This is a genomic window from Micromonospora sp. NBC_01740 (assembly GCF_035920365.1).
GTDB classification, from domain to species: domain Bacteria; phylum Actinomycetota; class Actinomycetes; order Mycobacteriales; family Micromonosporaceae; genus Micromonospora; species Micromonospora reichwaldensis.
On record NZ_CP109150.1, the window covers coordinates 4,520,138 to 4,541,057 of the forward strand.

General features: G+C 74.6%; 16 protein-coding genes. 8 read left to right on the forward strand and 8 right to left on the reverse strand.

The genetic code is table 11. The features are described 5' to 3' along the window. Nucleotides 1–140: 140 nt before the first annotated feature. The 4 genes from OG989_RS20025 to OG989_RS20040 all read left to right on the forward strand — a co-directional run bounded on the left by OG989_RS20025 (nucleotide 141) and on the right by OG989_RS20040 (nucleotide 2,718). Nucleotides 141–1,082 carry an ABC transporter ATP-binding protein gene (locus OG989_RS20025; protein ID WP_151452395.1) on the forward strand — a complete coding sequence of 314 codons (942 nt, stop codon included), beginning with the start codon at nucleotides 141–143 and terminating at the stop codon, nucleotides 1,080–1,082. After that, entirely contained in the window at nucleotides 1,079–1,816 is a 738-nt protein-coding gene (locus OG989_RS20030) for an ABC transporter permease (protein ID WP_151452394.1), read from the forward strand. Before OG989_RS20025 ends, OG989_RS20030 begins: the two co-directional genes overlap by 4 nt. A 254-nt stretch (nucleotides 1,817–2,070) precedes the next feature. Continuing rightward, complete coding sequence (locus OG989_RS20035) at nucleotides 2,071–2,316, forward strand: DUF5988 family protein (RefSeq protein WP_327028061.1); 246 nt, start codon at nucleotides 2,071–2,073, stop codon at nucleotides 2,314–2,316. 21 nt (nucleotides 2,317–2,337) lie between these two features. Then, on the forward strand, nucleotides 2,338–2,718 hold the full coding sequence (locus OG989_RS20040; protein WP_151452392.1) for a VOC family protein: 381 nt from the start codon (nucleotides 2,338–2,340) through the stop codon (nucleotides 2,716–2,718). 32 nt (nucleotides 2,719–2,750) lie between these two features. Here OG989_RS20040 and OG989_RS20045 read toward each other — a convergent pair whose 3' ends face one another. The 7 genes from OG989_RS20045 to OG989_RS20075 all read right to left on the reverse strand — a co-directional run bounded on the left by OG989_RS20045 (nucleotide 2,751) and on the right by OG989_RS20075 (nucleotide 12,984). Further along, the gene (locus tag OG989_RS20045) at nucleotides 2,751–4,475 is read right to left on the reverse strand and encodes a hypothetical protein (protein WP_327028062.1); all 1,725 of its coding nucleotides are present in this window, start codon (nucleotides 4,473–4,475) and stop codon (nucleotides 2,751–2,753) included. Between the two features lie 6 nt (nucleotides 4,476–4,481). Next, nucleotides 4,482–5,933 (reverse strand): VWA domain-containing protein, encoded by a 1,452-nt coding sequence (locus tag OG989_RS20050; protein ID WP_327028063.1) that lies wholly within the window; start codon nucleotides 5,931–5,933, stop codon nucleotides 4,482–4,484. Nucleotides 5,934–5,968: 35 nt separating this feature from the next. Beyond that, nucleotides 5,969–8,146, reverse strand: a complete 2,178-nt coding sequence (locus tag OG989_RS20055) for a serine/threonine-protein kinase (protein WP_327028064.1) — start codon at nucleotides 8,144–8,146, stop codon at nucleotides 5,969–5,971. Further along, nucleotides 8,143–9,012, reverse strand: coding sequence for a hypothetical protein (locus OG989_RS20060; protein ID WP_327028065.1), 870 nt, complete (start codon nucleotides 9,010–9,012; stop codon nucleotides 8,143–8,145). The genes OG989_RS20055 and OG989_RS20060 overlap by 4 nt, the downstream gene beginning before the upstream one ends. 14 nt (nucleotides 9,013–9,026) lie before the next feature. Further along, nucleotides 9,027–10,109 carry a transporter substrate-binding domain-containing protein gene (locus tag OG989_RS20065; RefSeq protein WP_151452387.1) on the reverse strand — a complete coding sequence of 361 codons (1,083 nt, stop codon included), beginning with the start codon at nucleotides 10,107–10,109 and terminating at the stop codon, nucleotides 9,027–9,029. Then, nucleotides 10,106–11,500: a hypothetical protein gene (locus tag OG989_RS20070; RefSeq protein WP_327028066.1), complete on the reverse strand. Its 1,395-nt coding sequence runs from the start codon at nucleotides 11,498–11,500 to the stop codon at nucleotides 10,106–10,108. Before OG989_RS20070 ends, OG989_RS20065 begins: the two co-directional genes overlap by 4 nt. A gap of 245 nt (nucleotides 11,501–11,745) precedes the next feature. After that, nucleotides 11,746–12,984, reverse strand: coding sequence for a PucR family transcriptional regulator (locus OG989_RS20075; protein ID WP_327028067.1), 1,239 nt, complete (start codon nucleotides 12,982–12,984; stop codon nucleotides 11,746–11,748). Nucleotides 12,985–13,068: 84 nt separating this feature from the next. On the opposite strand from OG989_RS20075, the gene OG989_RS20080 reads away from it, so the two are divergent. The 3 genes from OG989_RS20080 (at nucleotide 13,069) to OG989_RS20090 (ending at nucleotide 16,746) form a co-directional block, all read left to right on the forward strand. After that, entirely contained in the window at nucleotides 13,069–14,160 is a 1,092-nt protein-coding gene (locus OG989_RS20080; RefSeq protein ID WP_327028068.1) for a ferredoxin reductase, read from the forward strand. A 14-nt stretch (nucleotides 14,161–14,174) separates the two neighbouring features. Next, nucleotides 14,175–15,317, forward strand: a complete 1,143-nt coding sequence (locus tag OG989_RS20085) for a fatty acid desaturase family protein (RefSeq protein WP_327028069.1) — start codon at nucleotides 14,175–14,177, stop codon at nucleotides 15,315–15,317. Between the two features lie 256 nt (nucleotides 15,318–15,573). Beyond that, nucleotides 15,574–16,746, forward strand: coding sequence for an alanine--tRNA ligase-related protein (locus OG989_RS20090; protein ID WP_327028070.1), 1,173 nt, complete (start codon nucleotides 15,574–15,576; stop codon nucleotides 16,744–16,746). A gap of 271 nt (nucleotides 16,747–17,017) precedes the next feature. Here the strand turns inward: OG989_RS20090 and OG989_RS20095 are convergent, their stop codons facing one another. After that, nucleotides 17,018–18,598 carry a pectate lyase family protein gene (locus OG989_RS20095; RefSeq protein WP_327028071.1) on the reverse strand — a complete coding sequence of 527 codons (1,581 nt, stop codon included), beginning with the start codon at nucleotides 18,596–18,598 and terminating at the stop codon, nucleotides 17,018–17,020. A 494-nt stretch (nucleotides 18,599–19,092) separates the two neighbouring features. Between OG989_RS20095 and OG989_RS20100 the strand changes: the two genes are divergently transcribed. Beyond that, nucleotides 19,093–20,907 carry an acyl-CoA dehydrogenase gene (locus OG989_RS20100; RefSeq protein ID WP_327028072.1) on the forward strand — a complete coding sequence of 605 codons (1,815 nt, stop codon included), beginning with the start codon at nucleotides 19,093–19,095 and terminating at the stop codon, nucleotides 20,905–20,907. Nucleotides 20,908–20,920 lie beyond the last annotated feature (13 nt).

A 20,920-nucleotide genomic window follows, 5' to 3' on the forward strand; every position in this document is an offset into this window, starting at 1 on the left:
CATCGGTTGGCCGGATGATGTCGGGCGTCGGTCGGCCGGCTCCGGCCGACCCGGCCCGTTCCCGCAAGCCGACGCCGCGATCAGCCGAGGGGTCCCGCCCTTCTCGACGGCAACCCGCACGTGAAGGAGGACCACCCCCAATGCCGGTCATCGAAGTCGATCATCTGCAGAAACGGTACGGCGAGAAGATCGCGGTCGACGACGTCTCCTTCACCGTGGAACAGGGCGAGATCTTCGGCGTGCTCGGCCCGAACGGGGCCGGCAAGACCACCACGGTCGAGTGCGTGCAGGGGTTGCGTCGTCCCGACGGCGGCACCATCCGGGTGCTCGGGCTCGACCCGATCCGCGACCGCACCGAGGTGCGGCAGCGCGTCGGCGCCCAGCTCCAGGAGAGCCAGCTGCCGGACAAGGTGCGGGTGTGGGAGGCGCTGGACCTGTACCGGTCCTTCTACCGCAACCGGGCCGACATCGACGAGCTGTTGACCGACCTCGGCCTGGCCGAGCAGCGCAACACCTACTTCCAGAAGCTCTCCGGCGGGCAGAAGCAGCGGTTGTCGGTGGCTCTGGCACTGGTCGGCAGGCCGGAGGTCGCCATCCTCGACGAGCTGACCACCGGCCTCGACCCGCAGGGCCGCCGGGACACCTGGGACCTGGTCGAGCGGATTCGCGACCGGGGCGTCACCGTCGTGCTGGTCACCCACTTCATGGAGGAGGCGCAACGCCTCTGCGACCGGCTCGCGATCATCGACAAGGGGCGGGTGGTGGCCATCGACAGCCCCGCCGGCCTGCTGACCCGGGTCGGCAGCGAGCACCGGGTGCACTTCCGTCCCGCCGAGCCGGTCGAGGACGCCCTGCTGCTCGCGGCGCCCGACGTGACGGGGGTGTCCCGTTACCGCGACGAGGTGACGGTGACCGGCACGAAGGACGTGCTCCAGTCGGTCATGTCCGTGCTCAACGGGCGCGGGATCCGCTACGACGGGCTGCGGGTCGAGCAGCCCACCCTCGACGACGCGTTCGTCTCCCTCACCGGCCGTTCGGGCCGGACCGCCGCGCAGTCCCCGACCGACGGGAGGTCGTCGTGAGCGCCCTGTCCAAGCTGATCGCCGTCGAGACGAAGCTGTTCCTGCGGGAACCGGTGTCGTTGTTCTTCGTGTTCGCCCTGCCGATCGGCCTGATGCTCGTCTTCGGGTTGCCGCAGCGCGCCGGCACGGCCGCCGACACCGGCCAGCACGCCGAGCAGACCTTCCTGCCGTCCCTGGCGCTTGCCCTCACCATCGGCATGCTCGCGCTCTTCACCCTGCCGATGGCGCTCGGCATCTACCGGGAACGCCGGGTGCTGCGCCGCCTGGCGACCACTCCGGTGCAGCCCGCCCTCCTGCTGGTGGCGCAGGTGGTGGTCAACCTCGTGATGGGCGTCCTCGGCGCGGTGGTCACCGCGATCGCCGTACGGTTCCTGCTGGACCAGCCGGCGCCGGCCAACGTTCCCGGGTTCGTGCTGGCCTTCCTGCTCGGGGTGGCGTGCCTCTTCGCCGTCGGTCTGCTGATCGCGGCGCTGGCGCCGTCCGCCCGGGCGGCGCAGTCGATCGGCCCCGCGCTGTTCTTCCCGCTGCTCTTCCTGGCGGGCGCCTGGCTGCCCCGCGACCGGATGCCGAGCGCGCTGGCCGCCATCGCCGACTACTCGCCGCTGGGCGCCACGGTGGACACCCTCGGTGCGGCGTGGGCGGGCGCCAACCCGGAGCTGCCGCAGCTGATCGCCCTGGCGGTGACGGCCGTGGTCGGCTCCGCGGCGGCCACCCGGTTCTTCCGCTGGGAGTGATCCTCCGCACCCGCGTGGCCGGTGCGGGGGACGTCGTCGCTGCCCAGGGCCGTTCCTAGGGGTGACCTAAGGGTGTCCGCCGAATGTGATCTGGATTACGTTCGGAGCAGAACGGGCGCCCGGTCACCGGACAAGGACGTTCGACCGCGAAGCGTCCGTTCACCCGGCAACGGGTGTCGTCAGGCCTGTGTGGACGTGTCTGCCGCCGTGCGGCGGCTCGTCCGAGGTGTGCGGAATGCGACGGAGGTCGTGCCATGAAGGACGTTTCGCAAGCTGATCCGGTCACCCGGGACGCAGTCGGCGTCATCGACGTCGTCCTGGAGGGCGGTCCGGTCGATCTGCCGACCGACCTGCGCAGCCGCCAGGTGGCGCGGGTGGAGGAGAAGATCAAGGTCCTGCACTACGGCGGGTACGAGCACTTCGAACGGGGCGCCACCCCGCCGGCGGTCGACCTTCCGGTGGTCTTCCGCTGGACCGGTCGGACCCGGATCGCCGAGTAGGGGAAGGGCGGCACCAGTCACATGAGGGCACAGAACCACCGGCCGGGTCCCCACCTGACGGTCAGCGACACGAACGAGGCCATCGCCTTCTACACGGATGTCTTCGACGCCGTCGCGATCGTACGGGAGTGTCTGCTCGACGGGCACGTCCTGCACGCGGAACTGGCCGTCGGCGGCCACCGCCTGACCGTCAGCGAGTGGTACGAGGCGGGCGCGCCGTCGGCGGTGGAGAGCCGCGACGACGTGCTGACCATCGAGCGGACCGACCCCGAGTCGGTGCTGCGGCGGGCGGTGGCCGCCGGTGCCCGCGTCGAGACGCCGGCGGATCCGTCGCGCCAGGTGACGCTGCGCGATCCCGCCGGCCTGTGCTGGACCGTCGTCGGCCCGCAGCGGGCGGCGTAGGCGAACACCCGCGACGCCCACCGCTGCGTCGGTCATCGCACCGCGCGGGAGCGGTGGGCGTTGCGGGTGCGCAGGGCGAAGAAGAGCGCCGCCGCCCGGCGGACCTCACCCGACCGCCGGGGATCCGCGGCGATCTCGTGCAGCAGGTCCCGGTCGGCGCGGTCCGCCGCCAGCGTCGTCAGCAGCGAGAAGCACTCCCGGGCGGCGTCCCGGCCGCCGGGACCGTCCGCGCCGCCGGACCAGTGGGTGAGCAGAGCCGCCAGCACGTCCGCCCGGAACGCCGGCGCGCCAGCGGCGGCCGTGCCCCGGCCGGCGAGCAGGTGACCCGCGGCGATCGCCCCGACCGGCTCGGTCAGCCGGGCGCGCAGGAAGGCCGGCGTGACGGCGGCCCGGCTGATCGCCTGCAACGCGACGAACCGCGCCGAGCCGGTGTTCATCAGCGTCACCCACTCGTCCGGCCGCCAGTCGCGGGCGAGCGGCCCGGCCGCCAGGTACTCCACCAGGCTGGGCCAGACCGAGGCCAGGGCGTGGCGGTCGGCCCGGAAGAGGTCGGTGGCGAGCAGGATCTGCCGTACCCGCGCGGGCCAGTCGGGCAGCACCGTCGCCGGGACAGCCGGGGCGTGGGCCGCCGACCAGTCGACGACCGCCGCCACCGGGTCGGCGCCAGCGACGGCGGCGGTCGCCGCCACCTCGACGAGGTCGGTGTGCCGGGTGTCCAGCCAGGCGGCGACCGCCTCGCCGTCGGGCGGGCGGTGCCGCAGCGCCGCGCAGGCGGCGTCGAGGCTGGCCCGGCCGCCGCGCAGCAGGGCGCGGACGAACTCGTCGAGCAGGGCGGCCGGGCCCGCCGGTGTGGCCGCCTCCGCCTGCCCGCCCTCCCAGACCAGCACCGCGACGGTGGCGGTGAGCGGGTTGTGCACCGGCCCGGTGATGCGCTGGGCGTGGGTCCAGTCCAGGAACCTGCGGGCCGTGCCGGCGTCGGGGAACCAGCGGGCCGCCAGCAGCGCCACGTCCGCGTCGGTGAAGTGCGCCAGGTGGTACGCCGGATAACCGTCGCCCAGCACGGCCAGCTCGTCCTCCGCCAGGTGCCGCGTGGTCACCATGACCCGCCAGGGCCTCGACAGGCCGGCCGGGCCGGGGGAGCGGGCCAGCTCCGCGAGGCGGTTCAGGACGACGGCCCGTTCGTCCGGGTCGGCCACTGCGTCGAGCGCGTCGACGCAGACCAGCCACCGCCGGCCGGGGGCGGGGGCCTGTTCGACGTCGAGCGGGGCGCCGTCGCGCGGGTACGCCTCGGCGAGCGCCGCGGACAGCGGCTGGCGCACCAGGGCGGCGGCCGGCAGGCTCACCAGCACCGGCCCGGGCGGGCAGCGCCGTCGCCGCCCGCGCCCGGCGAGCCACCGCTGCGCCGAGCGGGCGCTCTCGTAGCGCACGAGCGCCGTCTTCCCGCTGCCCGGCTCCCCGATCAGCAGCACGTTGCCGGCGCCGGTGAGCAGGTCCGCCACGTCGACGCCGTCGCCGGACGCGGCGAGCCGTGGCACCGCGCGGCGCGGCACGTACACCTCGGACAGCGGCTTGACGTAGCCGCCGAAGCGGTGCGGGTGGACGATGCCGGCGTCGGCCTCGCCGCGCCAGACCGGGCGCAGCGCGGCCCACCAGCCGCGCCGGCCCCGGGAGTGGCGGCGGACGGCGACGACCGCGGTGACGAGCGCCAGCGTGCCGCTGACGACGCTGGCGACCTTGTCCGAGACGTCCAGGTCCATCGGCGGTCAGGACCGGCCCGCGCCCGGCCGGTCCGCCGACAGGTGGTGGGTGCCGCATCCCTGGCAGTACGCGCCGGTCTGCTCCTCGCGGCAGTGCCGCCACGGCGCGGGCGGTCCGGCCGGCGCGACCCGCTGCGCCGGCGGCTCCTGCGGTCCCCACCGGGACGTGTGGTGCGCCACGACCAGGGAGGACTGCGTGAGTCGGACGTCGACGTCGGGCTTGAGGCGGACCCGGCCGTCGGCGGCGTCCAGGACGTCCACGACGCGGGCGAGCAGGGCGACGTCGTCGTCGCGGCCCGTGGCGTGGGCGAGCGCCACCGCGCGCCCGAGCTGCTCCTCCGCCTCGACGACCCGGCCCGCCCGGGCGGCGGCCAGCCCCCGCTGGACCGCCGCCGCGTAGTCCTGCTGGCGGGTGTAGTACGCGACGCTCTCGTTGATCTCCGAGTACCGCAGTGCGTCCTCGGTCCACTCCACGTCGAGTGGCACCTCGACCGGCGTGGTGGCCGCGCCCGCGTGGACGCTCAACCAGCCGATGCGCCGGCTCACCCCGGGCGCCATCGCGTCGACCTCCAGGGCGACGTGGTAGTCCCGCTGGTCGTGCGGGCTCCACGCGCCGACCGGGTAGTCGGTGCCCAGCTCGCCGGCCGGCTCGCCGCGCCCGCTCAGGTCGGCCAGCGCCGGGTGCACCTGCTTGACGAAGCGGACCCGGGCCAGTCCGGTGGTGCGCACCCGGAGCCGGACGTCGGGGACCCGCCGGGACATCGCGCGGGTCAGCACCGCCCGGAAGTCGTCGGCGAGCCCCGTGAGGTCCTCGACCGGCACGACGGGGTTGGCGCCCAACGCCTCCGCGATGCCAAGCAGTTCCGCCGCGTCCCAGTCGTGCACGCCGTCGGCGGAGCCGATGGCGCGGCAGTCGACGGTGAACCGGCCGACGCAGTCGTCCACCGCTGCCCGCAGGTCGGCGGGGAGCTGGGACTCGTTGCGTCCGTCGGTGAGCAGGATGACGTGCCCGATCGCGTCCGGTCGTGTGGCCAGCAGGTGGCGGGCCAGCAGCAGCCACGTGCCGATGGCGGTGCCGCCGTGCGGCGTCACGTGCCGCAACGCGTTGCGGGCGGCGGCCCGGGTGGTCTCGTCGGCGACCGCCAGCCGCCGGTCGCCCGGGTAGACCATCGTGGCGCGGGCGGTGCCGGCCACCACAGCGAACGCGACCCCGTCGGGCAGGGCGTCGATGGCCGCGGCGGTGGCCCGCCGGGCGGCGCGCATCTTGGCCTGGGGCGCGCCCATCGAGCCTGAGGAGTCGAGCAGGATCACCTCCGCGAGGTCGTCGTGCCGGACGTCGGCATGGACGGGTTCCTCGCCCCGGACGGTGGCGACCACGTCGAGGACCGCCCCGTCGGCGGAGACGCACTCGGTGTGGTGCGCGCGCAGCCGCAGCGGCAGATCGTTGGCGGGGGACACGGGTGACCTCTTTCCGTCGGGGCCGGCGGCCGGGATCACCACCACGTCACCGGCCGGTACGCGTTGGCCAGCTCGACGAGCGCGATTCGCTCGCGCCGGTCGGCGGTGCGCCGGGCGCGGGAGCGGCAGCGGCGCTCGAAGGCGCGACGGAGGGCGTCCTCGTCGAGCCGGTGACCGAACAGCCGCCGGCCGCCGTGGCGCTCCTCGGTCAGGTCGCAGTGCAGCGCGATCCGCAGGATGTGCGCCTCCACCTCCTCGCGTTCGCCGAACGGGGGCAGCTTGTCGACGATCGCGGCGGCGTCGAGCGCCGTGTCGAGCCGGTGCCCGTCGTCCGGCGCGTCGAGCAGGATGCGCACCGCACAGGTCACCGCCGCCGTCGAGGCGCGGGAGGACTCCGGCACCCGCAGCAGGGCGTCCGCCGCGCTGCGCGCGTCCGCCGTCGCCAGCAGGCAGCGGGCCAGCCCGAACGCCGCGCCCACCACGCCCGGGTCGGCGCCCCACACCCCCTGGTAGTGGTCGGCCGCCGTGCGCGGGTCACCGTCGAGTTCGCAGGCCACCGCGTACGCGAGCCGCGTGGACACCTCGCCGGGCAGCCAGCCGTAGACCTGCGCGAACCAGCGCCGGGCGGTGCCGGCGTCCCGCCCCACCAGGGCCACCAGGGCGCGGTGCCACCACAGCGCCCAGTCCCGCGACTCCTCGGGGAAGTCGGCGAGCAGCGGGCCGGCCTCGTCCACCCGCCCGGTGGCGAGGTGGGCCCGGACGGCGCGGTAGGTCACCTGCGCGGTCTGCTCCGGGGCGGTCCGCAACAGCTCGATGAGCTCGGCCGGGTCGGCGGCGCCGAGCGAGGCGAGGAACCCGGCGGCCGGGTCGGCGCCGTCGACCAGGGGTACGGGCAGGCCGAGCATGATCTCCACGACGTCCAGGGCGTCGCGGTCGGTGTGCAGGGCGAAGGCGCACGCGGACGGGCTGAACAGGGTGGACCGGGTCGGCCGGGGCACGCCGTCGGCCGCCGAGCTGACCTGCCGTCGTACGCCCCGGACCTGTTCGCGCATCTCGGCGGCGGCGGCGAACCGGTCCTCCGGCGCGGCGGCGGTGGCCCGGGCGAGCAGCCGCAGGAACGGGTCGAGCCGCGCGGGCACGGGCAGCCGCAGCACGTCCTGCCCTGGCGGGATCCGGGTCACCTCGGTGGACCGGGGCACCAGGGTCAGCGCGGCGAGGGTCCGGCCGACGGTGTAGAGGTCCGACCGCACGCTCGGGCCGGCGGGCCCCAGCCGCTCCACCTCCGGAGCGGTGTAGCCCGCGGTGCCCCACGCCGGGCTCACCGTGTTGTCGATGCGGCGGGCCGCGCCGAAGTCGACCAGCTTGATCGGGTCGTTGGTGCCCTGGCCGCCGACCCGCATCACGTTCTCGGGCTTCAGGTCGCAGTAGAGCCAACCCTGGTCGTGCAGGTACTCGAAGGCGTCGAGGATCTGCACGGCGTATCCCAGCGCCTGCGCCACGTCCACGGCGGTGGAACCGCCGCCCGGGCCGGCCGCGCTGCGGGCCTCCTCCAGGGTGCCGCCGTTGACGTACTCCATCACCAGGTAGCCGGCGTCCCGGTCGGACTCGGGCCGCAGCGCGTGGGTGATGGTGACGATCCTCGGGTGGTTCAGCGCGATCAGCGCCTGCCGCTCGGCGACGAACGCCGCGATGGCCTCCCGGTCCTCCGGGTTGCGTTGCCCCTTCAGCACCCGCCAGGCGCCGTCCATGTCCTCGTCCCGGGCGAGGAACACCCAGCCGACGCCGCCGTTGCCGAGACAGCCCTCGATCCGGTACCGCCCGGCGCGCAGGTCGCCGTCGGCCAGGGGCGGGGTGAAGGAGTACCGGGTGCCGCAGTCGGGGCAGAAGCCGGCTACCCGGGGCAGCCGGGGACCGCGGTGGCGGGGGCAGCTCGTGTTGCCGCAGTAGCGGGAGTGCTCGGGCACGACCGCCTGCGACACCACCGCCGTCAGGGGGTCGTGCGGCCGGGCGGTCGGCAGCACGGCCGGTCGCTCCCAGGGCCGGGACGTCGTACGCAGCGGCCGTGGGCCGACCTCCGCAGCCGGTACCGGCCCGCCGGCGGCTGCGGACCCGGCGCCGGCCCCGACGCACTCGTGCCCCCAGAGCCGGCAGAACCCGTCCTGGTCGACGGTGCCGGGGCAGTTGCGTTCCGCGCAGCCGCGGCTCGCCGTCATCGCGTACCCCCGTTCACGGCCTGCTGGTAGGCCCGCACCGCGCGGCTCGCGGCGGTCACGGTGAAGGCGTCGGGGCGCAGCGCGGCCAGCGCCTCCCGGTAGGCCAGCTCGACCCGCGGGTGCTCGGCCCGGCCCTCGTCGGCGGCCTTCTGCCGGTACGCCTCCAGCCGGCCGGTCAGCTCCACGTGGCAGCCCCGGCGCAGCCGGCGCCGCGCGGTGTCGGTCCGCTCGACCGCGCGGTCGACGGCGGCCCGCAGCGAGCCGTCGTCGCGTTCCGGCTGGACGTCCCCCCGCCACCACTGGCCACGGCCCGCCGCCTCGGCGGCGGTGAGCCGGTCCAGCAGCCCGTCGAGCGCGAGCGCCGCCAGGGGATCCGTCCCGTCGCCCAGCCCCTCGCCGGCGGCCTCCGTCGCGAGCTGCCGGAGCCGCTCGACCGAGGAGCGCAGCCGCTGCGCCCGGACCGCCAGTCGGTCCCGGCCGTACGCGTCGACGATCCGGCGGATCCGGGCCACGTGCTCGCGGGCCGCGACCAGGATCTCCTGGACGTCCATCGCCTGCACCTGCACCGGCTCGCCGGTGGCGGCGGTGAACCGGACCTCGCACGGGCCGGTCAGCAGCCGGGCCAGGGCCTCCTCGCCCGCGTCCGTCGACCGGTCGATCCCGTCGAGGTCGTCGACCAGCCGGTCGAGGGCCAGCGACAGGCAGCCGAGCCGGTGCAGTAGGTCCCGGGCCTTCTGCGCGGGCGCGGCGGCCGGGCCGTCGGGCTGCCGGAAGGCGTCCGTGACCAGCTGCTGCACGTCGAGCAGGTGCTCGCAGACCCAGGCGTGCGCGGCCAGGGTGGCGTCGAGGCGTTCCCGCACGGCCATCCGCCCACCGTCCATCAGTCGGCCGGCCGGGGGGTGGCCGGCGCGGGGTCGGGGGGCGGCCACCCGGTGGTGACCGGCCCGGGCGAGGGCATGCCCCGGTCCCGGTGGCCGGCGAGCCACCGGTCGTGGGCCTGCTGCCACACCACCGCCGTACGCGGCTGCGCCAGCACGTGGTTGACGAACGCGACCAGCTCCCGGCCGTCGGTCAGGCGGAACGCGAAGGCGTGCGGCTCGTCGGTGAACCAGGTGCATTCCTCGTCCCGGTGCTGGTCACAGGACCGCCTCTCCGGCCGGGGCGCCTCGGTCACCAACGTCGTGTCCGGGGCCATCCGGGCGAAGCCCAGCAGGATGTTGTCGTCGGTGCTGACCCCGTCGACCTGCTTCTGACGCAGCATGACCAGGCAGTCGACCGGGTGCGGGGCGTGCACCGGGACCGGCCGCAGGCCGCCCGCGGTGCGGTAGCCGGCGATCATCGCCAGCGAGGTGGTGTCCGTGGCGGCGCAGACCCGCCGGCCGCCGAGCTGTTCCATGCCCGCGAACTCGGGCGTGCCGTCGGCGTTCCTGCGGACCAGCACCGTCTGCCCGGAGTCGAGGTAGTCGTTGGAGAACAGCACCCGCCGGGCCCGCTCGCAGGACGCGGTCAGCGACGTGGCGACGACGTCGATCTCCCCCTTGTCGAGCATGGCGAAGGCGCCCTGGCCGGGCGGCACGGCCTTGAAGGTCAGCCGGTTGCGCGGGTCGTCGGCCGGCCAGAGGGCGCGGGCCACCGCCAGCATCAGCTCGATGTTGAAACCCTCGAACCGCTGGGTGCTGGCGTCCCAGTGGCTCATGGTGGCGTCGGACGGGTCCACGCCGGCGACCAGTTCGCCCCTGTCGAGGATCTGGCGCGGGGGCGTCGGGTCGGGCGGGAGGCTGCGGCGTACCGGGCAGACCCCGCCGGTCGCGTCGGTGGTCGGCGTCGTGGCCACCCCCGGTGGCCGCGCGGGGGGCGCGGGTGCGGGTGCCGCCGGCGCGGCGCACCCGGCCAGCGCCGCCAGGAGCGCGAGCGACGCGGCCCGGCGCCGGGGCCGCGTCGGGGTCCGCCGGGGTGTGGTCACTGGTACTCCAGGTGGCGCTGGCGCAGCCCGGCCACCACACCGGCGGCGGCGAGCAGGGTGACCCAGGCGGCTGGGCCGCCCAGGTGGTGGCGTGCCTCGGGCAGCCCGTCGACCATCCGGGTGACCTCCTCGTTGCGGGTGGTCAGTTCGGTCAGCAGGTGGCCCTCCGCCGCGACGAACGCCCGGCCCGCCGATCCCTCGGCGAGCACGGTGTCGACCGCGTCGCGGAACGCGTCGGGCGTCTTGATCTGCCGGGCCGGCCAGACGTCCCGCGCCAGGGCGGTGCAGTCGATCCGGTCCTTCGGTGGTTCCCGCCCCCCGGCGGGCTCGAGGCAGAGGTCCCGGCTGTCGAAGTCCGCCTTGTGCCCGGCCGGATCGACGCTCGCGCCGAGCCCCAGGTAGACATCGGCCCGGCCGGCCAGCAGGGCGCCGAGCCGCTGCTGGGTGGCGCTCTGCGCGTCGATCGCCCGTTCCAGTTCCGGAAACCCCCGGTCGGCGTCCGGCCAGTGCCACCACGAGGAGACCAGCATGGCCAGCACGGCCGTGGTGGCCACCGAGGCCAGCAGCAGACCAGCGTTCAGCCGGCGCCGGGTCCGCCGGCGCAGCCACACCTGCACCACCACCAGGGCGGCGAGGGCGCCCAGCGGCACCAGCACGGACGCGGCCAGCCAGGGCCGGGCGTCGGCGCGGGCGTCGAGCAGGAGCCTGGTGTCGTAGTTCCACAGGCCCTGGGCCGCGGTGAGCAGCTCGGTGGACATGTAGTGCGACGCCTCCCGCGCGTAGGCCGAGGCGAGCACCGCGCGGGCCGCCGGGCTGCCCGTCCCGGCCTGCTCCGCCGTCCCGGCCGGCGGGCAGGGCTGCCGGTTGCCCGTGGCCGTCGCGGAGAGCGGACCGGCGACCCGCAGGGCGGCGCACACCACGTCGCGGTAGACCTTCAACCGGGCGGCGATGGTCGCCAGCCGGGTGAGGCGGTCCGGGTCGCCGACGGCGTTGCCCATCGAGTCGGTCAGCGTGCGCTCCACCTCGTGGACGGACGCGTCGTAGGCGGCCACCAGCGGGGCCCGTCGGTCCTCGGCCGGCGGCAGCAGGAAGACGGCGCTGGCGGCGACGTCCGCGTCGGCGAGGCCCTGGTAGATCTGCCGGGCGGTCGTGCTGGTGCCCACGGCGGTCGCCGCGGACCGCTCGCCCAGCGTGGTGGCCGACGCCCGGGACTGCAGGGCGACGGCGGCGGTGGCGGCCAGCGCGGCGACCAGTACGGCGCCGCTGAGCACGATCAGCGCCGGGGTCGTCCGGAGCGCGTCGCGGAGCCGGCCGGTGCCGACGGAGCGGGTCGGCCCGCTGGCCGGGGCGGGCCGGTCGGCCCCGGGCTCGTCCCCCGTGTGCGACGCCATGCCCGTCCTCCCGCTCGCCGGGGCCTCCGGCGGCCTCCTGGCGGAAGGCGTCGCGGTACCGGAGGCGGCCCCGTCCGCCCCGCCGGGCGGTCACCCGGGTGGCCTGCGGCGGAGTCCGATAGCAGGTGGGTGATCGCGGGCGGGGGAGGACCAGGGTGGCACCGCGGCTGCACGGGTGGCACGCGTTTGTCCGGTATCTGACCTGAGCGTCACCGGTCAGCCGCGCAGGGGAGCGGCCGGTCCGGTCAGGGGGCTGGGTCGTCGGCCTCGGCCCGGGGTGGGAAGGCCAGGGCGAGGGTGAGGTCGAGGACGGTCGCCGGGTCGGTCAGGCGCTCGCCGTACAGCTCGCGGAGCTTGCCCATCCGGTAGCGGACGGTCTGCGCGTGCACGAAGAGGTCGGCGGCCACGTCGTCGCGCCGGCCCTGGTGCAGCAGCCAGGAGCGCAGGGTCTCGGCGAGCCGGTCGGCGGTGCCGGGCGGCAGCGACGCGAGCGGCGCCAGGACCCGGGCGCGCAGGTCGGCGAGCCCTTCCGGGTCGGTGCTCAGCACCAGCTCGGCCAGGTGCTCCTCGGTGTCCAGCGCCGGCCCGTCGTCGGCCGGGCGCAGGCCGAGCGACAGGGCCCGGACCGCCCGCTGGTAGGAGGAGGCGACCAGGGCCCAGGGCCGGGCGGGGCCGAGCAGGGCGCGGCGGCCGTGCAGCACCCGGGCGAGCTGCCGCCGCCGCTCCCCGTGCGTGTCGGGCACCAGCAGCACCGCCAGGTCCTCGCCCGCCCCGCCCGCCGGGAGGTCGTCGCCGCTCTCCAGGGTGTGCGGGTGCAGCCGGGCGAGCGCCGCGCGGAGGTTGGCCCGGGGCAGCAGGACGACGGTGAGGGTCTGCGGCGGCGGCCAGTCGGCCCGCTCGGCGCTGCGCAGCAGCGCCTCCTCGGGCTCCCCGGCGAGCAGCCGCTGGGTGAGCCGCTCCAGGTTGCGTCGCCGGGCCCGGCCGGCGCTGGCCAGCTCGTCGGCGTGCCCGGCCACACTGGCGGCGGAGAGCTCGTCGATGTACGCGAACATCAGCTCGGCGAACTCGGCGACGGTGGCGGCGGACGACCCGCCCTGCACGGTGGTGGTGGACATCTCCCGCCAGGAGACGCGGGCGCCGACGCGGTACGCGGCGAGCAGGGCGTCCATGCTCCGGCCGGAGCGCGCCTCGCCGCTGCCGAGGGCGTACGCGGCCTCCAGCGCGCCGACCAGCGGGGTGCTCGGGTCGCCGCCGTGGGAACGGCCGATGAGCTGGAGGAACGTGCCGAGCGCGATCTGCACCGCAGTCTCGATCTTCTCGCGCATCTGACCGGTCAGGGCGCCGGAGTAGCTGGGCACCTCGGCGGTGATGGCGGTCACCGTGCGCTCGGCGAGCAGGGGCAGCCGGTCGTGCAGCGCGCCGGCCACCCGGACGTCCAACTCGAGGCGGGCCGCGCGCCGCGTGGCCTCCGAGCGTTCGGACACGTTTGTTCCCTCCGCACAAAAAGCCTCGTCCGGTTCACCTTCGCAGGTCAAGATTTTATGCCATTCTGCCGCGACCATCGAATCATGACCACCACCGTCCCGAACCCCTCCGGGAAGGCGGCCCTGCGGGGCCGGATCCTTCGGCTGGCCGCGTCGGTCACCACCCCGCTGCTGCCCGACGACTACCTCGACCTGGTCGCCCCGCTGCGCTCCGGCGCCGACCTGCGCGGCCGGATCCTCGCCGTGCGTCCCGAGACCGCCGACGCGGCGACGCTGGTGATCCGGCCCGGCCGCGACTGGCGCGGGCACACCCCCGGGCAGTACGTCCGCCTCGGCGTCGACGTCGACGGCGTACGCCAGTGGCGGGCCTACTCGGTCACCTCGCCCCCCGCGCGCCGGGGCGGGCCGATCTCGGTCACCGTGAAGGCCATCCCCGACGGGGTCGTCAGCAACCATCTCGTCCGGCGGACCCGGCCCGGGACGCTGGTCCAGCTCGACCAGGCCCAGGGCGACTTCGTGCTGCCGGGCCGGCCGCCGGCCCGGGTGCTCTTCGTGACCGCGGGCAGCGGCGTCACCCCCGTGATGGGGATGCTGCGCGCCGGCGTGGCGGGCGACGCCGACGTCGTCGTGGTGCACTCGGCGCCGACCCCCGCCGACGTGATCTTCGGCGCCGAGCTGCGGGACCTGGCCGCGCGGGGCGCGATCCGGCTGGTGGAGCGGCACACCGACACCGACGGGCTGCTCACCGTGGCCGACCTCGACCGCCTCGTGCCCGACCACCTCGACCGGGAGACCTGGGCCTGCGGCCCGCTCGGCCTGCTCGACGCCCTCGAGGAGCACTGGACGGCCGGGGGGCGCGGCGACCGGCTGCACACCGAGCGGTTCCGGCCGACCGTCATCTCGCCCGGCGAGGGCGGCACCGTCACCTTCGCCCGCTCGGGCGTCACCGTCGACGCCGACGGCGCCACCCCGCTGCTCGACGCCGGCGAGAACGCCGGGGTGCTGATGCCCTCGGGCTGCCGGATGGGCATCTGCTTCGGCTGCGTCCTGCCGCTGCGCCAGGGCGCGGTCCGGGACCTGCGCAACGGGGAACTGACCACGGCGGTGCCCGGCGACGGCGTCCGCATCCAGACCTGCGTGTCGGCGGCGGCCGGCCCCTGCGACATCGACCACTGACCGGAGTACCTGACGTGACCGTGATCCAGAACAAGCCCGACAACCCGATCGCCCACCTCACCGCCGAGGACATCGAGACCATCGGCAGGGAACTCGACGCGATCCGCGCCCGGGTGGTCGCCGACCGGGGCGAGCGGGACGCCGCGTACATCCGCCGGGTCATCTCGACGCAGCGCAAGCTGGAACTGGGCAGCCGGGTCGTGCTGCTGTTCTCCCTCTTCCCGCCCGCCTGGATCGTGGGCACGGCCGGCCTGACCGCGGCCAAGATCCTGGAGAACATGGAGGTCGGCCACAACGTCCTGCACGGCCAGTGGGACTGGATGCGCGACCCGAAGATCCACTCCACCACCTGGGAGTGGGACCACGTCTCGCCCGCCGACCAGTGGAAGCACTCGCACAACGAGCTGCACCACACGTACACGAACGTCCTCGGCAAGGACAACGACCTCGGCTACGGCATCATGCGCGTCGACGAGGACCAGCGGTGGCACCCGTTCCACCTGGGGCAGCCGCTGTGGAACTTCATCAACGCCTGCTTCTTCGAGTACGGCATCGCCGCGTACGACCTGGAGCTGGGGCGCAACCTGCGCAAGGGCCGGCACAAGAAGCCGGAGTTCCGGGCCCGGGCCCGCGCGGTGGGCCGCAAGATCCGCCGGCAGGTGCTCAAGGACTACGTGCTGCACCCGCTGCTGTCCGGGCCCTCGTTCCTGCACACGCTGGCCGCCACCTTCACCGCCAACCTCCTGCGCAACCTGTGGAGCCACTCGGTGATCATGTGCGGGCACTTCCCGGAGGGCGTGGAGACCTTCTCCCGGCGCTCGATCGAGGGCGAGACCCGCGGCGAGTGGTACCTGCGCCAGATGCTCGGCTCGGCCAACATCAGCGGCAGCCGGCTGATGCACATCATGACCGGCAACCTGTCGTTCCAGATCGAGCACCACCTCTTCCCGGACCTGCCCAGCAACCGCTACCAGGAGATCGCCCCCGAGGTGCGGGCCCTGTTCGACCGCTACGGGCTGAAGTACACCACCGGCTCGCTGCCCCGGCAGGTCTTCTCCGCGTGGAAGAAGGTCGTCCGGCTGTCGCTGCCGAACCGGAAGGCGCCCCGCCGGGTCGACGACCGCCCCGCGCCGGCGCTCGCCACGTCCGGCGTCTGACCCGCCCCCGACGCCGCCGCCCGCCGCGAAACGCGCTGGGCGGCGGCGCGGCGTCCCCGTACAGTCGGGGCATGGAGATCAGGCATTTCTTCGCCGCCGCGGCCGCGCGAGCTTCGCGCTCGTCGGTCGCCGCCGCCTGACCTCACCATCACCCGCCGGCGACCGGAAACGGTCCGCCGGCTTTCTCGTTCCCGTCGGCCCGCCGGTCCCCGGCGGCGGACCCTTTCCGGTCGTCCCACCCGGAAAGGCCACCACCATGACGTACGACCCGATCAGCCGCACCTTCCTCGACTTCTTCCGCGAGCGCGGCCACGAACTCGTGCCCGACGGCTCCCTGATCCCGCCGCCGGGCGACCCGGTGCTCTTCACCACCTCCGGGATGCACCCCCTGACCCCCTACCTGGAGGGTCGGCCCCACCCGCTGGGCCGGCGGCTGGTGAACGTGCAGCGCTGCCTGCGCACCACCGACCTGGACGAGGTGGGCGACTCCACCCACCTGACCCTGTTCCGGATGCTGGGCTCCTGGTCGCTCGGCGACTACGACCTGCCCCGCAGCGTGCGGTGGGGCTACGAGCTGCTGCGCGACGGCTTCGGCGTGCCGCACGACCGGATGCACGTGACGGTCTTCGGCGGCGACGACCGGGTCGGCCCGGACGAGCCCTCGCTGCGCACGTGGGGTGAGCTGGGTGTGCCCGTGGAGCTGACCGGGGAGGAGAACTGGTGGTCCAACGGCCCGACCGGGCCGTGCGGGCCCGACACCGAGATCTTCGTCTGGACCGGCGACGGCCCGCCCCACGGCACCCCCGGCACCGACGAGCGGTGGATGGAGGTCTGGAACCACGTGGGGATGCGCTACCACCGGCACCCCGACGGCCGACTGACGCCGCTGCGCCAGCCCAACGTGGACACCGGGATGGGCCTCGAACGGCTGGAGATGGTGCTGCGCGGGCACCGCTCGGTCCACGAGGGCGAGGGCCTCGTGCCGTGGGTGCGCGACGTGTCCGACGTGTGGGGCCTGCGCGACACGTCGCTGCGCCTCGTCGGCGACCACCTGCGCACGGGCGTGGCGATGGTCGGCGACGGCGTACGGCCCTCGAACACCGGCCGCGGCTACGTGCTGCGCCGGCTGTTGCGCCGGACGCTCACCACGCTGTGGCGCGACGACGCGTCCAGGACCCTGTCCGACCTGCCGACCGGGCCGGTACGGCACACCCTCGACGGGTTCCGCCAGTCCGTCGGCGTGGCCGAGGTGCGGGACGTGTTCTCCGTCGAGGAACGGCGGTTCCGGGAGCTGCTGCGACGCGGGCGGCCGGTGGTCTCCCGGCGCCGGTCCCGGGGACCGCTGACCGGGGCGGACTACCGCGATCTGCACGACACCCACGGGCTGCCGCGCGACCTCGTCGACAATCTGCTCGCCGAGGTGGCCTGACCTCCTCGCCCGTTGCCCGTCGCCCGTTGCCCGTCGCCCGTTGCCCGGGGGACAGGTGGCGGCGGCGCTCGCCGCGCCGACGCCGGAGGGGTCGCCGCTGCCGTCCGGGCCCGGACCGCCGCTGCCACCCGGGGAACCGGGCCGCCGCTGCCGTCCGTGCCCGGGCCGCCGCTGCCGTCCGTGCCCGGGCCGCCGCTGCCGTCCGGGGACTGGGTCGCCGCTGCCGTCCGGGCCCGGGTCGCCGGTCCCGGACGGCAGCGGGAGCTGGCAACTAGCTGGCGTAGGTCTCGAACTCGGCGACCTTCGGCGCGCCGCTCGAACCGGTGATCCTGAAGGTGATCTTGGTCAGGGACGTCGCGGTGAAGGTGATGACGCCCGCCCCGCTGCCGGAGGCCAGGACGGCGCCGGTGCCGTTGTTGACGAGCTGCCAGGACCCGATGCTGCCCTGGGTGCCCGACGGCTCACGGATGACGACCCGGGCGACCCTGGTGGCGGAACCCCACTTGATCGAGATGTCGCCGGTCGCGCCCGACGGCGACCAGTGGGTGCTCAGGCTGCCGTCGCGCACGTTGCCGTAGCTCGTGCCGTCGGCCTTGCTGGAGCCGTCGGAGCCGGCGCCGATGCTGAGGTTGCTCCCGCTGGGCGGGTTCGTCGGCCCAGGGGTGGGGCTGCTGGTCGGCCCGGGCGTCGGGCTGGTGGTCGGCCCCGGGGTGGGGGTGGTCGGCGTCGGTGCCGGCGTCTGCGGCGAGCAGCTGCCGTTCGACTCCCGCAGGCCGGTGTTGGCGCCCGCCGTCTGGCGGACGACGTCCGGCACGCAGGCGGCCCCGTCCAGGCTGTAGGAGTACGGGATGCTGACGCTGGTGTTGGACACCGGGTTCGGGCCGGCCGGGTTGTGGTCGCCGCTGCGGCTGGACCAGGTCACGTTGTCGAAGACGTTGCCGGCGACCTGCCAGTAGCCGGCCTCGCTGGTGTAGAAGGTGCCCAGGACGTCCTTGGAGTTCCGGAAGTAGTTGTTCTCCACCTTGGCCCTGGCCCCGGCCCGCGAGTTGATGCCGGACTCGTGGAGGCTCACGTAGTGGTTGTTGTAGATGTGCGCGATGCCGCCGCGCAGCAGGGGCGTACGGGAGTCGATGTTCTCGTACAGGTTGTGGTGGAACGTGACGAAGCCGTTCGAGCGGTCGCTCTCGCTGGACCCGATGAGGCCGCCACGGCCGGAGTTGCGCAGGATGCTGTACGACAGCGTCACGTACTGGACGTTGTCCTTCATGTCGAAGAGGCCGTCGTACCCCTCCGACTCCCCGCCCGAGGCCTCCAGGGTGGCGTGGTCGACCCAGACGTTGCGGACGGTGCTCTCCATGCCGATGGCGTCACCGCCGTTGGACGTGGGCGAGCCCGACTTCTTGACGTTCCGGACCGTCACGTTCCGGATGATGATGTTGCTGGAGTCGCGGATGTGGATGCCCAACTGGTCGAAGACGGCTCCGCTGCCGACCCCGATGATCGTCACGTTGCTGATCTGCTTGAGCTCGATCACGCCGGCGGCGGTGTTGCAGCTGTCGCCCGACACCTTGGCGGTGTTGCCGTGGTTGATGGTCCCCTGCACCTCGATGATGATCGGGGTGCTGCTGCTGGCCCGGGTGCACAGGGCCGTGTGGATCCCGGTGCCCGTGCTGACCCGTACCGTCTGCCCGCCCGCGCCGCCGGTCGTGCCGCCGTTCTGGGTCGCATAGCCGGTGGCGGCACCGGCGGCTGCCGACGCCTGCTGCATCGGCAGGACCGCCACGCCGAGCGCGGCCCCGACGGCTGTCGTGGCCAGTGCCACCTGGAGTCGCAGTGCGACTGGTCGTCTCATCCTTGCCTCACCTTCGTATGAAATGCCGGGTGTTGCTGCCACATGCCGTGGTCCGGCCGGCGGGGCCGTCGAGGCTGCCGCCGTGCCGCCGGCCGCCGGACGGGTCGCTCGTCGACCCGGCTGTGGGGGTGTTTCTTCTCGATGTGGAGCGGGTCGGCGGTTCCGCCCGGCCTCGACCGTCGAGGTCGTCGGCCGCGAGGCCGCCGTGATCGTGCTCCGCCCGTTCCGCCTGTCGTGATGCCGTCGCCCGTGCCCGGAAAGCGCTTTCCAGCGAGGATAGGGACCTGTCTATCGATATGGCAAGAACCTGTCCGGATTGCGGTGTTATGCCCTGCTCCGCCCATCACGACAGCCGCCGTCCGCGCCGCCGCCGGTAGCGAGGGCATGGGCGTCGGGTGATGCGGTGGCCGGCCGGATCAGACAGGATGACCTGCGCGAGGGCATCGCCGGGCCGCGCCGCGGCCGACGGCCCGCCCGTCGACGGAAGGAGACCCGTGTCCACCCTGCTCTCCCGTCGCGACCTGCGCTTCCTGCTGCACGACTGGCTGGACGTGACCCGGCTGACCGAGCGGCACCGCTACGCCGAGCACTCCAGGGAGACCTTCGACGCCGTGCTGGAGCTCGCCGAGCGGGTCGCGGTCGAGCGGTTCGCCCCGCACAACCGGGCAGCCGACCTCGCCGAGCCCACCTTCGACGGCCGCCGGGTGCACACCATCGCGCAGGTCAAGGAGGCTCTCGACGTCTTCGCCGAGACCGGGCTGCTGGGCGCCGGCATGGACGCGTCCGTCGGCGGCATGCAACTGCCGCACGTCGTACGGGCCGCCTGCTTCGCCTGGCTCCAGGCCGCCAACGCCGGCACCTCGGCGTACCCGTTACTGACCCTCGGCAACGCCAACCTGCTGCTGGCGCATGGCAGCCCCGAGCAGATCGACACCTGGGTCCGCCCGATGGTGCAGGGGCGCTTCTTCGGCACGATGTGCCTGTCCGAGCCGCAGGCCGGCAGCTCGCTGGCCGACATCACCACCCGCGCCGAGCCGCAGGACGACGGGACGTACCGGCTGCACGGCACCAAGATGTGGATCTCCGGCGGCGACCACGAGCTGTCGGAGAACATCGTCCACCTGGTGCTCGCCCGGATCCCCGGCGGCCCGCCCGGGGTCAAGGGGATCTCGCTGTTCATCGTCCCGAAGGTGCTGCTGGGCGACGACGGCGCGCTCGGCCCCCGCAACGACGTCGTGCTGGTCGGCCTCAACCACAAGATGGGCTACCGGGGCACCACCAACACGCTGCTCAACTTCGGCGAGGGCGTGCACCGGCCCGGCGGGCGCCCCGGCGCGGTCGGCTACCTGGTCGGCGAGCCGCACCAGGGCCTGGCGCAGATGTTCCACATGATGAACGAGGCGCGCGTCGGGGTGGGTGCCGGCGCCACCGCCCTCGGCTACACCGGCTACCTCAAGTCCCTCGCGTACGCCCGCCAGCGGCCACAGGGCCGACCGCTGGCCGACAAGGACCCGGCCACGCCGCAGGTGCCCATCGTCGCCCACCCGGACGTGCGCCGGATGCTGCTGGCGCAGAAGAGCTACGTGGAGGGCGCCCTGGCGCTCGTCCTGTACTGCGGTCGGTTGCTCGACGAGGAGAAGACCGCGCCGGACGCGGCGGACCGGGAGCGGGCGCGGCTGCTGCTGGACGTGCTCACCCCGATCGCGAAGAGCTGGCCGTCGCAGTGGTGCCTGGCCGCCAACGACCTGGCCATCCAGGTGCACGGCGGCTCCGGCTACACCCGCGACTACGACGTCGAGCAGCACTGGCGCGACAACCGGCTCAACCCGATCCACGAGGGCACCCACGGCATCCAGGCGCTGGACCTGCTGGGGCGCAAGGTCACCATGCGCGACGGGGCCGGGCTGGCGCTGCTGGTGGAGACGGTCCGGGCCACGACCAGCCGCGCGTGGAAGGCCGGGGGCGAGGCCGCCGAGCTGGCCGCCCCGCTCGGCGGCGCCCTCGACCGGGTCGCCCTGGTCACCCGGCGACTGTGGAGCACCGGCGATCCGGAGGTGGCGCTGGCCAACGCCATCGTCTACCTGGAGGCGGTCGGCCACGTGGTGATCGCGTGGATGTGGCTGGAGCAGCTTCTCGTCGTCGAGGCAGCCGGCGGTCCCGGTGACGGCCCGGACGCCGACCTGCACGCCGGCAAGCGGCAGGCCGCCCGGTACTTCTTCCGGCACGAGCTGCCCCGCACCGGGCCGCAGTTCGACCTGCTGGACAGCCTCGACCGGACCACGCTGGAGATGCGCGACGACTGGTTCTGACCCGCCCTCGCCG

Bases quoted from the DNA above. Each gene is read 5' to 3' on its own strand.
- OG989_RS20025 (WP_151452395.1), top strand. From the start codon at position 141: ATGCCGGTCATCGAAGTCGATCATCTGCAGAAACGGTACGGCGAGAAG.
- OG989_RS20035 (WP_327028061.1), top strand. From the start codon at position 2,071: ATGAAGGACGTTTCGCAAGCTGATCCGGTCACCCGGGACGCAGTCGGC.
- OG989_RS20040 (WP_151452392.1), top strand. From the start codon at position 2,338: ATGAGGGCACAGAACCACCGGCCGGGTCCCCACCTGACGGTCAGCGAC.
- OG989_RS20045 (WP_327028062.1), bottom strand. From the start codon at position 4,475: ATGGACCTGGACGTCTCGGACAAGGTCGCCAGCGTCGTCAGCGGCACG.
- OG989_RS20055 (WP_327028064.1), bottom strand. From the start codon at position 8,146: ATGACGGCGAGCCGCGGCTGCGCGGAACGCAACTGCCCCGGCACCGTC.
- OG989_RS20060 (WP_327028065.1), bottom strand. From the start codon at position 9,012: ATGGCCGTGCGGGAACGCCTCGACGCCACCCTGGCCGCGCACGCCTGG.
- OG989_RS20070 (WP_327028066.1), bottom strand. From the start codon at position 11,500: ATGGCGTCGCACACGGGGGACGAGCCCGGGGCCGACCGGCCCGCCCCG.
- OG989_RS20080 (WP_327028068.1), top strand. From the start codon at position 13,069: ATGACCACCACCGTCCCGAACCCCTCCGGGAAGGCGGCCCTGCGGGGC.
- OG989_RS20090 (WP_327028070.1), top strand. From the start codon at position 15,574: ATGACGTACGACCCGATCAGCCGCACCTTCCTCGACTTCTTCCGCGAG.
- OG989_RS20095 (WP_327028071.1), bottom strand. From the start codon at position 18,598: ATGAGACGACCAGTCGCACTGCGACTCCAGGTGGCACTGGCCACGACA.